Annotated in this window: 11 protein-coding genes; 8 read left to right on the top strand and 3 right to left on the bottom strand. The window is 60.0% G+C overall.

What is annotated here, in order from left to right:
- Window positions 1-58: 58 nt before the first annotated feature.
- Entirely contained in the window at window positions 59-1,771 is a 1,713-nt protein-coding gene (locus AC0V6V_RS09885) for a GGDEF domain-containing protein (protein WP_486166316.1), read from the top strand.
- On the opposite strand, the gene AC0V6V_RS09880 is transcribed toward AC0V6V_RS09885, so the two are convergent.
- The 3 genes from AC0V6V_RS09880 to AC0V6V_RS09870 are packed head-to-tail and all read right to left on the bottom strand — an operon-like array spanning window position 1,768 to window position 5,734.
- The gene (locus AC0V6V_RS09880; protein ID WP_486165209.1) at window positions 1,768-3,036 is read right to left on the bottom strand and encodes an NADH:flavin oxidoreductase/NADH oxidase family protein; all 1,269 of its coding nucleotides are present in this window, start codon (window positions 3,034-3,036) and stop codon (window positions 1,768-1,770) included. The genes AC0V6V_RS09885 and AC0V6V_RS09880 overlap by 4 nt on opposite strands.
- Window positions 3,036-3,440, bottom strand: a complete 405-nt coding sequence (locus AC0V6V_RS09875) for an acyl-CoA thioesterase (protein ID WP_486166082.1) — start codon at window positions 3,438-3,440, stop codon at window positions 3,036-3,038. Before AC0V6V_RS09875 ends, AC0V6V_RS09880 begins: the two co-directional genes overlap by 1 nt.
- Window positions 3,441-3,460: 20 nt before the next feature.
- Window positions 3,461-5,734 carry a S9 family peptidase gene (locus AC0V6V_RS09870; protein WP_486165208.1) on the bottom strand — a complete coding sequence of 758 codons (2,274 nt, stop codon included), beginning with the start codon at window positions 5,732-5,734 and terminating at the stop codon, window positions 3,461-3,463.
- A gap of 123 nt (window positions 5,735-5,857) precedes the next feature.
- On the opposite strand from AC0V6V_RS09870, the gene AC0V6V_RS09865 reads away from it, so the two are divergent.
- The 7 genes from AC0V6V_RS09865 to AC0V6V_RS09835 all read left to right on the top strand — a co-directional run bounded on the left by AC0V6V_RS09865 (window position 5,858) and on the right by AC0V6V_RS09835 (window position 13,052).
- Window positions 5,858-7,675, top strand: coding sequence for an aminopeptidase P family protein (locus tag AC0V6V_RS09865; protein ID WP_486165207.1), 1,818 nt, complete (start codon window positions 5,858-5,860; stop codon window positions 7,673-7,675).
- A 120-nt stretch (window positions 7,676-7,795) separates the two neighbouring features.
- Window positions 7,796-8,176, top strand: a complete 381-nt coding sequence (locus AC0V6V_RS09860; protein WP_486137589.1) for a VOC family protein — start codon at window positions 7,796-7,798, stop codon at window positions 8,174-8,176.
- 21 nt (window positions 8,177-8,197) lie between these two features.
- Window positions 8,198-8,593, top strand: coding sequence for a cupin domain-containing protein (locus AC0V6V_RS09855; protein WP_486165206.1), 396 nt, complete (start codon window positions 8,198-8,200; stop codon window positions 8,591-8,593).
- A 279-nt stretch (window positions 8,594-8,872) separates the two neighbouring features.
- Window positions 8,873-9,604: a hypothetical protein gene (locus tag AC0V6V_RS09850; protein WP_486165205.1), complete on the top strand. Its 732-nt coding sequence runs from the start codon at window positions 8,873-8,875 to the stop codon at window positions 9,602-9,604.
- A 97-nt stretch (window positions 9,605-9,701) separates the two neighbouring features.
- Entirely contained in the window at window positions 9,702-10,445 is a 744-nt protein-coding gene (locus tag AC0V6V_RS09845) for a response regulator (protein WP_486166081.1), read from the top strand.
- Entirely contained in the window at window positions 10,442-11,941 is a 1,500-nt protein-coding gene (locus AC0V6V_RS09840) for a sensor histidine kinase (protein ID WP_486165204.1), read from the top strand. The genes AC0V6V_RS09845 and AC0V6V_RS09840 overlap by 4 nt, the downstream gene beginning before the upstream one ends.
- Window positions 11,942-11,969: 28 nt before the next feature.
- Entirely contained in the window at window positions 11,970-13,052 is a 1,083-nt protein-coding gene (locus AC0V6V_RS09835; protein WP_486165203.1) for a glutathione S-transferase family protein, read from the top strand.
- Window positions 13,053-13,093: the final 41 nt, after the last annotated feature.

The raw sequence follows: 13,093 nt of genomic DNA, 5'->3' as shown, positions 1-13,093 counted from the left end.
TAAGGGGTTTCACCGTAGTTAACGTAGCGTAATGCGGGTGGGTGTTAATCATTTTCTGTTGGCGCTGATTTTTGCGCTGGTCGCTGCGCTGGGCATATCCCCTGCTGTAGCGGCGGAAACGCGTGCGCCCTGCATTGTTTCAGGTGTGTTGGTCGACGCGTCTGGCGACGCCCCAAAGGTTAACACTGCTGCGCACGACAAGCAGAACTGGAATTGCAACCCCTTAACCAATGAGCCCGCTGGCGGCGATTGGACCTTGCGGTTCGATGTCGCTGATGGCGAAAAGGCTCCGCGAGTGCTTTACACGCGGCTCGGCCATTTTGATCAGCTCGATCTGGCAGTGCAAGATGCCAGCGGTCAGTGGACATATGAGACGAAAACACTCGCTGATATGCACAGCGCGATTGGCTCTCCATACATCTACACCGACCTGCCGAGCAGCGCCGCGCCGCCGCGCCAAGTGCTGGCCGCCTTTACCGGCAATGGTCATGGGCCAACGCTGACCCGGGCGAAGCTGATTGATGAAGCGCCGGGCCTAAGTGAGAGCGATATCGCAGTCTTGCTGGCATTGGCCGCATTGATCGGCGTGCTGCTGATCCCAATCGCGCTCGATGGCGCGTTTTTGCTGGTTCTGCGCCAATCCTTCCTCGCCTGGCACATTGCTCTTTCGGTGGTGTTCGCTGTGATGATCGCGACGCGGGCCAATCTGTTTGGCCTGCTGATGCCGATGAGCGCGGAGTTTCTGCGCGTCAGCCTGATTATGAGCATGGGTTTGGGCGTGGCGGTGGCGCTGATGTTCACCCGCAGCTTTATTGAACCGGGCAAAATCTCGGCCAAGCTCCATCGCATCATTCCCTATGCAGCGGTTTGGACGATTGCGGTCAGCATCATCCACGCCGCATCTTTCGACGTGCTTCGGCCACTTGGCGGGAACTTCCATTCCTTCAGCATGGCGATACCGATCATCGTTCTGGTCATGACCTTAATCGACGCGTGGCGCCGCGGCAGCCGTTCGGTAAAGTTCCAATTGCTGGGTTGGGCGCCGATGTTCTTGGCGACCTTCATCCAGATCGTGACCCACGTCTTCCCGCTCGGCGTGCAACAAGACGCGCTGCCGATTTTCTACATCGGCATCCTGTCAGAGGGCATTGGCACGGCGCTGGGTGTGGCCGACCGCTTCCTGCAAATCCGCCGCGAACGCGACCGCGCGCTGCGTGATGCGCGCGAGCTCACCCACCTGTCAGAGCATGACCCGCTGACCGGACTGCTCAACCGCCGGGCGGTGGAAACGCGCTTTGACGACCTGCGCGAGCAGGGATTTGACACCTTCGCCTTGCTTGATCTCGATCGCTTCAAACAGGTCAATGACAAGTTTGGTCACCAGATCGGCGATGCCGCTCTAACCGCCTGTGCGGAGGCCATTCGCGGCGGCGAAAACCGCGATTCCATTGCGGTGCGTCTGGGCGGCGAAGAGTTTGTGATCCTGCTGCGCGGCAAGAACACGCGCCAACGTGCCGAGGCATTTCGCGAGGCCATTCCAGTGCGCATCATGCACGAGGTTCAGGGGCTGGATATGCCGGTCACCGCCAGCATGGGCCTGATCGAATTGCCGCGCCATGACACGACCATGATGACCTTCCACGACATGTACGCCCGCGCGGATATATTGCTGTATGAAGCGAAGGCTGCGGGCCGAAACCGCATGAGTTATGAGCGGCTAACCCTGTTTGCTGGCTCGCCAAAACGACGCACCCGGCAGAGCGCGGCCTAGTTGGCGCTCGATGTTCGCCAAGCGCGGTAGCGTTTGGCCCGCTGCGCCGCGCGCCATTGATCGGCCAGCAATGCCTTAACCGGCCAGCCGCCATCGCCCGGGGGCTTACCCTTGGCCATGTTTTCCAATTGCGCCTTGGTCAGCGCCATTGTCGCCAGCGCTTTCAGCGTATCGTTCGACCAATTGGCCTCTGGCAGTTTCACATCAGCGTTCTGTTTGGTTTGCCAATGGTTGGGCAGTGCAGGATCAGCGGCCAGAGCGCGGGCAATGCCGAGCAGCTCAACACCAAACCCGTTTTCATCCAGCGCCAGCGCCGCCTCGGCCACGTCCAGCTTTGTGATCCCGCCCGTCACCATGATCGGCATGTCGGCGACCTTTGCAATATCGCGGGCGAAATCGACGAAATAGGCCTCGCGCTTTTCGGTCGAGCTGCTGGGCGCTTCTTCCTGCGGATTACCCTGCATCGCCGGGCTTTCATAAGAGCCGCCGGACAGCTCCACAAAGTCGATACCGCGCCCTTTCAGCCATTGAACGACCTGCCGCGCATCTTCGAATTCGAACCCGCCACGCTGAAAGTCTGCAGAATTGAGCTTGATCCCAACGCCAAAGCCTTTGTTCACCCGAGCGCGGACTGCATCGACGATTGCGAGTAGAAAACGCGCGCGGTTTTCCAAACTGCCGCCCCACTCGTCGCTGCGCTGATTGGTCAGCGGTGAGAGAAACTGGCTGACCAAATAGCCATGTGCGCCGTGGATCTGAACGCCGTCAATGCCCGCCGCCTCGGCCAGCTCTGCGGTGTCGGCAAAGCGGGTGATGATCGCCGTTATCTCATCCGCCTCGAGCGCGCGGACGGGCGCAAATAGCGAGGAAAACTTGCCCAGGTTAAGCTCGATGCCGGACGGCGAAACAGCGGTTTCACCAAGGCTTTTGTACAGCTGGCGGCCCGGATGGCTGATCTGAAGCCAGAATTGACCTCCGCCTGATTTGGCGAGCTTTGCCCAATGCTTGAACGGGGCAAGATCAGTGCCGTTTTGCAGGACAACGCCGCCCGGCCCAGTGAGCGCCGATGGGTCAACCATGACATTGCCTGACAGGATCAGACCCGAGCCGCCGTCCGCCCATTGCTGATACAGACCAAACAGCTTCTCACCCGGCGATTGGCCGGGTTGGACCGCCAGGTTCTCCTCCATCGCCGCCTTGCAAATGCGATTGGGCAGGACTGTGCCATTCGGCAGCGTCAAAGGTTCAAAAAGTGCAGATGTCATTAGATATTGTCCGGTTGAAATGGCGCCATAATTTCTGGGCGGACCCGCGCAAGACGCTGGCTTTGGCGGTCGAGCATGGCCCATGTGGTGCGCGCCGCAACTAGCAGCTTGCCCTCGCTATTACGGAATTCGACCAGACGGTCTGACTTCGCCCCTTTGGCACCATCTGGAATCCAGGTGGTGCCTTCGCAGCTCTCGCCCTCGGCAATGTTGCCGCGATAATCAATCTCATGCCGGATCACGACCCAAAAGAACGCCTCGACATGCGCAGGGTCAGCCGCTGCCTCCCAATGCGTGGTTGCAAGGTCTTGAATCCATTGGACCCAGACCGAATTGTTCACATGACCAAGCTCGTCAATGTGCTGCGGCTCAGCGATGTAGGTGCGGGCGAACTTTCCAGTCACTTGGCCGCGCGGTTGCTCGCTCAATTGCCCGCCTTTTCCGTTGCCTCATCCGTCATCCCTATCTGCCACAGGATGAAAGCGAACTCCTCCGCCGTTTCGCGCAAGGAATTCCACCGGCCCGATTGGCCGCCATGCCCAGCGCCCATATTCGTCTTCATCAGCAGGATGTTATCGTCGGTCTTGGTGTCGCGCAGCTTGGCGACCCATTTGGCTGGCTCCCAATAGGTGACACGCGGATCGTTGAGGCCCGCTGTCACCAGCATCGGCGGGTAATCCTGAGCCGTCACCTGATCATAGGGTGAGTAGCTGAGGATATAGGCGAAAGCCTGCTTGCTCTCGATTGGGTTGCCCCATTCCTGCCATTCGCCTGGCGTCAGAGGCAGGCTCTCATCCAGCATGGTGTTCAGCACATCAACGAACGGCACATGGCTGACGATGGCGCCATATTGGGCCGGGTCCTGATTGATGATCGCGCCCATCAATTCGCCTCCAGCGGAACCGCCGCTGGCGGTCACTTTGCCCTCTGCGGTGTAGCCCTGAGCGATCAGCCCGCGGCCGACATCGACGAAATCGTTGAAGGTGTTGGTGCGCTCATTCAGCTTGCCCTGAAGATACCAGCGCCGCCCCAGATCATCACCGCCTCTGATATGGGCGATGGCATAGGCAAAACCGCGATCAACCAGGCTGAGGCGCGTGGTCGAAAAGCCCGGCGGCACGGCATAGCCATAGGCACCGTAAGCATAGAGGTGGAGCGGACCAGGGCCTTCCACCCCTTGCGCGGCAAGCAAATCCTTACGGTCTTTGCGATAGACGATGCTGACCGGCACCATCGTGCCATCGCGGGCCTCAACCTCCAGCCGCTCTGTTGCGTACAGGCTGGCGTCATAACCGCTTGGGATTTCCTGCTGCTTCAGCAGTGTTAGCCCAGCGCTCGCCACATCGTAATCATAGACCGAATCCGGGGTGACCATGCTCTCGTATGACAGGCGCAGTTTCGACACATCATACTCAGGATTGTTGGACAGCCCGGCGTTATAGCTCGCCTCGGGGAAGGAGATTGGCTTGACCACCGTCGGCGCATCATATTGTCGCAGCTGGATCTGATCGAGGCCGTTCAAACGCCCCTCGGTCACGAAGAAGTCCTTAAACAGCTCAAAATCGGTGAGGTAGAACTCGTTTGAACCCGCGATCACTGTTTCCCAAGTGCCCGGCGCATCAATGCTCGCCTTGGCCAGGCGGAAATTGATGTGCTCATCATTGGTCCAAATGAACAGCTCGCCATCGCGAACATCGACGGAATATTCGACGCCCTTTTGCCGCGCCTTCACGAGGATCTGTTCGCCGGTCGGGTTGTCCGCGCGTACCAGCCGCACTTCGCTGGTCTCATTGTCGCCGCTGGCGATCACCAGCCAGTCTTCCTGTGCGGTTAGGCCGGTGCCGACGGAGAAGCTCTCATCGGCTTCCTTGTAGAGCACAACGTCCTCTTCCGATGGCGTGCCGATGATGTGCAATTTTGCTTCGAGCGTGCGCCATTCTTCACTCGAAGGGCCGTAAACCAGCGCTGTGTCATTCGCGACCCAGGTCAGGCCGCTGCGCAGGTTCGGGATTTCTTCAGGCAGCAGCTCGCCAGTCTGCAAATCCTTGATCCGCGCGGTGTAGCGTTCTGCTCCGCTGGTGTCGGTGGAATAGGCAAGGAAACGGCCATTCTGACTGATCGATGCCGCGCCAAGGCGGAAGTACTCCAGCCCTTCGGCCAGCACGTTCTCGTCCAGAATAAGATGCGCCTCTGCCGCGTCCCCACCGGCCACTGCTTTGCGATAATGCTTGCGGTACTGCGCGCCCTCTTCAAACTCTGACCAATAGAGGTAGTCGCCATCCTTTTGCGGAACCGTGCTGTCGTCCTCCTTGATGCGCGCGCGCATTTCGGTGAACAGCGCCTCAGTCAGGCCCGCCTGAGCGCCCATATTTGCCTCAAACCAAGCGTTTTCCGCCTTCACATAACCCAGCACATCTTCATCATCGATCACCGGATAGGATGGGTCTTTGAGCCAGTGATAGGGATCAGAAACCGTGATCCCGTGATGGGTGAATGTGTGTTCGCGCTTTTCCGCTATCGGCGGAGAGGTAGGGGCCGACTGGCCCATTTCACTGGTCACGTTGGATTGGTCCTCTTGGGTCGTTAACTGGGCAGATTGGGCCTGAGCGGATTGGGTCGGCAGGGCGGCCAGCGCGATTGCCAGCGTGAGCCCGCAGGCTGACACGCTCGAAAGCGAGGGCATACGCATGCTTGCCATGGATAGAGCCGATCCTTTGCCAAATTATCGCAGCGCTTTAAACACCGCGCGCCGCACACTATGCTATTGTCATAGCCGAACGATTGCGCGTCGCAAGCGCATGGCCCTTTAGGAAACGACCAAATGCTGATGCAAACCCACGAAGCCCGCCTGTCTGCCCTGCGCGAGGAATTGAAGCGCCGCGATCTTACTGGCTTTGTCGTGCCCATTTCCGATGAGCATATGAGCGAATATGTCGGCGACTATGCTCAGCGGCTCGCCTGGCTCACCGGGTTTGGCGGATCGGCCGGTTTTGCGGTGGTCACGCTCGATCATGCCGCAATGTTCGTGGATGGCCGATATACCGTGCAGGTCCGCGATCAGGTAGACGGCGCGCTGTATGAATATTGCAGCATTCCGGGCGACAGCTTCACCGCGTGGCTGGCCAAACACGCCGAGCAAGGCGCGAAAATCGGTTATGACGCATGGCTGCATACGGCAGGCTGGGCGAAGCAGACCGGCGCGCAGCTAAAAGACAGCGGGCTGGAACTCGTCGCCACCAGCGGCAATCCGATTGATGCCGTGTGGCAGGATCAGCCAGAGCCCTCGCTCGCCCCCGCGATTGCCCATGAGGATGCTCATGCGGGCGCAAACTCAGCAGAAAAGCGCGCGCAAATCGCCGATTGGCTGAAAGAGAACGGCCATGATGCGCTGGTGGTATCCGCGCTCGATTCGATTGCCTGGTTGCTCAATATTCGCGGCCAAGATGTGACGCATACGCCGGTCGCATTGTCCTATCTGGTCGCCCATGCAGATGGACACGCCGAGCTGTTTATTGCGCCTGAGAAGGTCACCCCAGAACTGACACAGCACCTAGGCAATGCAGTGACGATTCGCGCGCGCGATGAGTTTAGCGCGGCGCTCAGCGAAATGGGCGGCAAAAGCGTGAGCGTGGACCCCAATTTCGGGGTGGCGGCCATTGCCCAGACCCTCACCAAAGCGGGCGCGAAAGTGGCGATGAAAGCCGACCCGACTATCCTTGCCAAAGCGATCAAGAACCCGGTCGAACAGCAGGGGCACCGCGATGCTCAGGCCCGCGACGGGGCGGCGGTTGCCCGCTTCCTGCGCTGGCTGGAGGTGACAGCGCCTAGCGGCGAGGTGGACGAGCTCAGCGCAGCAGCAAAGCTGGAAGAGTTTCGCCGCCAGCACAGCGGTCTGCGCGATCTTTCCTTCGACACGATTTCAGCTGCCGCCGGCCATGCCGCACTGCCGCATTATAAGGTGGATGAGGATAGCAATATCACCATCCCGCCGGGCAGCATTTATCTGGTCGATTCCGGCGGGCAATATTCCGACGGCACGACCGATATCACCCGCACAGTATGGATCGGCACCGCTGATGGCAGCGCTCAGCCGAGCGAGGAAATGCGTGACCGCAACACGCGCGTTTTGAAAGGGCATATCCAGATTGCGCAGGCGGTATTCCCGCAGGGCACCAGCGGCGGGCAATTGGATGTGCTCGCGCGGCAATATTTGTGGGAGGCTGGGGTCGATTATGCCCATGGCACCGGCCACGGCGTTGGCAGCTTCCTCGCCGTGCATGAGGGGCCTCAGCGCATTGCCAAGCCATTGGGCGGGCAGGCGGGCACAAATCACGAGCTGCACGCTGGCATGTTCCTCTCCAACGAGCCGGGCTATTATAAACCCGATGCCTTTGGCATTCGGATCGAGAACCTGGTGCTGGTAGAGGAACGTGCAATCGAACGCGCAGAGGGCACCTACCTCGGCTTTGAAACGCTTACCTTTGTGCCGCTCGATCGCAAACTGATCGACAAGGCGCTGCTCACACAAAGCGAGATCAAATGGGTCGACAGCTATCACGAGCAGGTGCGCGCTTTGCTAGCGCCGCAGCTGGATGGCGAAGACCTTGCATGGCTGGAACGGGAATGCGCGCCGCTGTAACCGGCGGTATCCAAAGGCGAATTTAGCGCGCTTGCGAGCGGCCCCTTGTTCCTATAATGTTCCATCTATCGAGTCGCATTGGCACTGAGCCGATACGCGCACTTTTGAGGAGGAACAATTATGATCGGCTATGTAACCCTGGGAACCAATGATCTGCCGCGCGCGGCGGAGTTTTATGACGCCATTGCAGAGCAGTTTGGCGTTGGCCGGATGATGGAATTTGAGACATTCATCGCCTGGGGCGCAATGGGCGGCGCGCCGGGCGTGGCCGCGACCAAGCCATTTGACGAGCAAGAAGCCACCCCTGGCAATGGCACTATGGTGGCATTACAAGTTGAGACGCCGGAGAAGGTGCAGGCAGTTTATGACGTAGCAATGGCGAAGGGCGGTAGCGACGAAGGCGCGCCGGGCCCGCGCGGCGATGATGGCTTTTACGCTGGCTATTTCCGCGATCCTGACGGCAATAAGCTCAACGTCTTTTGCATGACCCAAGGCGGCTGAATTCGGCCGGAGGAGCACATCATGACCGCGCGCAAATTGAGCGATAGCTTTATCCATCTGGGATTGGGCGGAAGCGCTCATGCCCAGCCACCCTTTACTGGAATGGAATGGTATGCCGATTACGGCGCGCGGCATGGCGAAGACGGGCCGGAGGGACGGCTCGTCTCACAATATAGCTTTTCGCAAGATTGGGATGTCTGGGAAATGCACCCCAAAGGCAGCGAAGTGGTGATCTGCACCGCTGGTGAAATGGTGCTGACCCAGGAGTTTCCAGATGGAAAGGTGGCAAAAGTGCCGCTTGGTGCAGGCGATTATGCGATCAACCCGCCGGGTGTCTGGCACACAGCAGACGTGACAAACGAAGCCACCGCGATCTTCATTACCGCTGGAGAGGGCACTGAGCACCGCCCTCGCTAAGCCAGCGGTTTGGACGCGGCTTTCATCAAGATGAACGCCCATAGCTGCTTGATACAAAACGCGACAATTTAGGGCCGATCCGAGATAATCCTGCGACACAAGCGGTCTAGAAGGGGTCTTGTGAGTTGCGGTGGACGTGCAAAGCGACATACCCCCGCATGATAAGCCAAGTTCTCCCCTAAGACTGGCTTATGGCAGGCCTTTGAACCCTCCCATTGAAGCGCCTAGCCTGTGCGCCGCCGCAACTCTTTTGATAAACCATTCAAGAGGAACAAAAACATGAAAAAGATCACCCTTACATTGTCCGCTGCAGCACTGGCACTTGGTATTGGCGGCGCAGGCGCTGCCTTGGCAGACCACCACGGTAGCAAAGGCAAAGCAGACGCCAACGGCGACGGTGTCGTCTCGCTAGAGGAAATGAAGGCGAAGAGCGCAGAGCGATTTGCCAAGATGGACGCCAATTCTGACGGTGTTTTGAACGCGGAAGACCGCGCTGCTAAACGCGCACAGCGCTTTGCCGCCACAGACACCAACAATGATGGCGAGCTGTCCAAAGCTGAAATGGCTGCAGCACGCGAGGCTCGTCAGGCAGAACGCGAAGAACGTCGAGGCGAACGCCGCGGCAACCGCGCTGAAGAACGCTTTGCCCGGCTTGATACCGATGGCAGCGGCGGCCTGAGCGAAGCGGAATTGGCAGCTGGTGCCGAGCAGCGTGAAGCGCGCCGCGGTGAACGCGGCGGCGGCGACCGCGAAGCACGGCGCGGTGACCGGCGCGGCGGCGATAAGGCCGGGCGCGGCGGGCGCAAAGGCGGCGACCGCATGATGCGCATGATGCGTCAGGCCGACACCAATAACGACCAATCGGTTAGCCGCGCCGAATATGACGCTGCGGTAGAGGCTAGGTTTGCCCGGGTAGACACCGATGGGTCTGGCACAATCACGGCTGAAGAACGCAAGGCTGAACGCGACGCCCGCCGCGAACAGCGTAAGGAACGCCGCGGATCACGTTGATCGCGCCGTGGCTTAACCCAAAGCATGTGGCCCGGCCCGCTCGCCGCTCACTTACGAGTTGCGCAGCGGGCCGGCGCACGCCATGCCTGCACAGACTATGACCGATCCGGCAAACACATCGATCCTGCTCGTCGATGACGAGGCGACGCTTCGAGAACCGCTGGCCGAATATCTGACCGGTCAGGGGTTCGCCGTTACCGAATCTGAAAACGCCGCTGCCGCGCGCGCGTCCCTGCTTCAAGCAAAGCCTGACATCGTCTTGCTCGACATCATGATGCCCGGCGAAGATGGCCTCTCGCTGTGCCGCCATCTGGTTGAAACCCAGCAATTGCCGGTCATCCTGCTGACCGCACGCGGAGAGCCGACCGACAGGATCGTCGGGCTGGAACTGGGCGCCGATGACTATGTCGTCAAACCGTTCGAGCCGCGCGAACTGGTGGCGCGCATTCGCTCTGTCCTGCGCCGCGCGCACCGCGGGCCCGCCGTCCCCACCGATGCCCAAGATTTGCACTATGGCTTTGAAGGGTGGTCTCTCGATCCCCTCAAGCGCAAGCTTATTGATCCAGAGGGCGTCACTGTCCCCATCTCTACCGCCGAATTCCGCTTGCTGCGCGCTTTGCTCGATCATCCGCGCAGCGTGCTCGACCGCGATCAATTGCTCGACATGGTCCAGGGGCGAGAGGCGCATTTGTTTGACCGGGCGGTCGACAATCAAGTCAGCCGGCTGCGCCGCAAGATTGAAGCCGACAGCCGCAACCCGCAACTGATCCTGACCGTGCGCGGCGGCGGCTATCGCTTTGCCGCTCAGGTCACCCGCTTTGCGCCCGATACGCCTGAATGAAACGCCTGCTGCCTCAAAGCCTGCTGGGCCAAGTGATGCTGGTTTTGGCGATTGGCCTGATGGCAGGCCAAGCGATATCCGCCGCCTTGCTGTACCGCGCAGCCGAGCAACGCCGTGAAATCGGCCTCGTCAGCGAACTCGCCTTTCAACTGGTGGCGGAAAGCGGGCGTCCTGATCTGGCGGAGAGAGAAGCGCGCCGGGCCGAACGCCGCGAAGCGCGCAGAGCGGATCGGATTGCGCGCGGATTGCCAGTAAGAGACCGCCGCGCTGACGGCGAAGGCCGACCCGGAGGCCGTCCATTCGCCCGGCCATTTAGACTAGGCATTGAATACAATGAAGAATTGCCAATTGGCTCCCGCGAGACACGGCTGCCTGAATATGAAAACGCGCTGCGCGAAATTCTGGCGCAGCAAGACGTAGAGGCAGGCAATATCGTAATCACCCGGCGGAACGCAGGCGATGATCCTTTCGTAAGAGAGCGCGTGCAAGATCGGCCGAGACTGCGCCCAGCTGGCTGGGAAGAACGTACAATTCTGGTCGCCGCCGTTGAGCGCGCTGATCAAGCGGGATGGCTGATCGCCCGCGTCACCGATCCGCGCACGCCGCGCAATGCAATTGGCACCATCCTGCTGCAAACCGCCGTCATTTTCGCCATTTTGTTCGCGCTGCTCTATTTCGTGCTGCGGCGGATCACCCAGCCCCTGGCGGCGCTGACAACGCGTGTCACGGACTTCTCTCGGCAGCCCGATCGAGCGGTGAAACTGGAAGAACGCGGCCCCGGCGACATGCGGCGATTGATCGCGGCGCATAATACGATGGAAGCGCGCATTGCCGCCTTGCTGGACGAGAAAGACGTGATGCTCGGCGCGATTGGCCATGACCTTAAGACGCCCCTCGCTGCCCTTCGCGTGCGGATTGAAAGCGTGCCTGACGACACCCAGCGTGCGCGCATGGCGGATAGCATCGAAGACATCACCAAGACGCTGGACGACATTCTGGTGCTGGCCCGGGTTGGCCGGGTGAACAATGGCTTTGAGGATGTCGATCTGGCGGCGCTGACGACCAGCGTGGCGGAAGAATTCGAAGATCTGGGCGAGCCGATCACGCTCGATGATCCGGCGCGCATTGTCGCGCGCGCGCAGGTCACTTGGCTTAAGCGGGCGCTGCGCAATCTGATCGGCAATGCGCTGCGTTATGGTGAAAGCGCGAAGGTCTCTCTCCTCGAAGAGGGTGAGGCGATCATCTTGCGCGTCGATGATACGGGACCCGGAATTCCGGCAGGCGATATTGAGGCAATGATGGAGCCATTTATGCGCGGAGAGGCCTCACGCAACCGCGCAACAGGCGGCGCTGGCCTCGGCCTTACGCTGGCGCGCGCCATTGCTGAGCAGCACGGCGGGACGCTGACACTTTCCAATTTGCGCGAGGGCGAAACGGTCATTGGCCTGCGGGCAGAGATTGCGCTTCCAAAGGGCGAGAACACCGGGCAAGACTAGCGCCGCACAGCACAATCGGAGTTCCCCTTTGCCCCAAACACTCTACGCCGCCCCGCTCTCGCTCTATTCCGGCAAGGCGCGCAGCTATCTCGATTGGAAGCAGGTGGATTACACAGAGGTGCTCTCCACCCCCGATGTCTATGCCAAGGTCATCATCCCCAATGTCGGGCGCCCGGTTATTCCGGTGATGCAGAAAGATGATGGCTCGATCCTGCAAGACACCACGCTGATCATCGATCACTTTGAAGCCAGCGAAGGCGGGCCGTCGGTCTATCCCGATACACCGCGCCAGCGTCTTGCCGCGCTGCTGCTGGAATGTTTTGGCGATGAATGGCTCGTGATCCCAGCGATGCATTACCGCTGGAACTACAACGAAGAGTGGGTTTACGGCGAATTTGGCAAGACCGCGCTGCCGGATGGCACGCCGGAGGAGCAATATGCGACCGGCAAAGAACGCGGCAGCATGTTTCGCGGCTTCGTCCCCATGCTCGGCATTAATGAGGCGACAATCCCGGCAATTGAAGCAAGCTATGAAGCTCTGTTGACCGATCTGGACGCGCATTTCGCGATGCATCCGTTCCTATTGGGATCGCGGCCTTCGATCGGTGATCTGGGCCTGATCGGACCGCTCTATGCCCACCTTTACCGCGACCCGGCATCGGGCGAGATTATGGAGCGTTTGGCCCCGCGCGTGACCGAATGGGTCCGCCGCATGGTCGACGTGCAGGAGCCGCTATCCGGCGAGTTCCTGCCCAATGACGAAATTCCCGAAACATTGCTGCCGGTGCTGGCGCGAATGATGAGCGAGCAAGTGCCCTATCTTGCGAAAGTAGCGGGCATGTTTGGTGAGTGGCTGACCGCCAATCCGGACACAGAGATCCCGCGCGCGGTCGGCATGGCCGATTTCACGATTGAGGGCACAAAGGGTCAGCGTATTGCTGCACCCTTCAGCCTATGGATGCTCCAACGCGGGCTCGACTATCTCGCCTCGCTTGACGGCTCAGACCGCGAGGCTTGCGAGGACATGCTGCACTCAGCCGGCGGCGAAGCGCTGTTCGAATTCAAAATGCCCGCACGGCTAAAGTTTGAAAATCACGTCTTGAGCGTTTGAGGCCAGTGCATTGCTTTTTAGCCCCAACCTGATCGCGGGAG

Source organism: Erythrobacter sp. S249 (genome assembly GCF_057364975.1).
Note: the sequence above shows the minus strand (reverse complement) of the source record. Positions and strands in the feature narration are given on the sequence as shown.

What these genes read in the sequence shown, in the direction of transcription:
- AC0V6V_RS09880 (WP_486165209.1), bottom strand. Translation starts at nt 3,036, where the DNA reads ATGACATCTGCACTTTTTGAACCTTTGACGCTGCCGAATGGCACAGTC.
- AC0V6V_RS09870 (WP_486165208.1), bottom strand. Translation starts at nt 5,734, where the DNA reads ATGGCAAGCATGCGTATGCCCTCGCTTTCGAGCGTGTCAGCCTGCGGG.
- AC0V6V_RS09865 (WP_486165207.1), top strand. Translation starts at nt 5,858, where the DNA reads ATGCTGATGCAAACCCACGAAGCCCGCCTGTCTGCCCTGCGCGAGGAA.
- AC0V6V_RS09860 (WP_486137589.1), top strand. Translation starts at nt 7,796, where the DNA reads ATGATCGGCTATGTAACCCTGGGAACCAATGATCTGCCGCGCGCGGCG.
- AC0V6V_RS09855 (WP_486165206.1), top strand. Translation starts at nt 8,198, where the DNA reads ATGACCGCGCGCAAATTGAGCGATAGCTTTATCCATCTGGGATTGGGC.
- AC0V6V_RS09850 (WP_486165205.1), top strand. Translation starts at nt 8,873, where the DNA reads ATGAAAAAGATCACCCTTACATTGTCCGCTGCAGCACTGGCACTTGGT.
- AC0V6V_RS09845 (WP_486166081.1), top strand. Translation starts at nt 9,702, where the DNA reads ATGACCGATCCGGCAAACACATCGATCCTGCTCGTCGATGACGAGGCG.
- AC0V6V_RS09840 (WP_486165204.1), top strand. Translation starts at nt 10,442, where the DNA reads ATGAAACGCCTGCTGCCTCAAAGCCTGCTGGGCCAAGTGATGCTGGTT.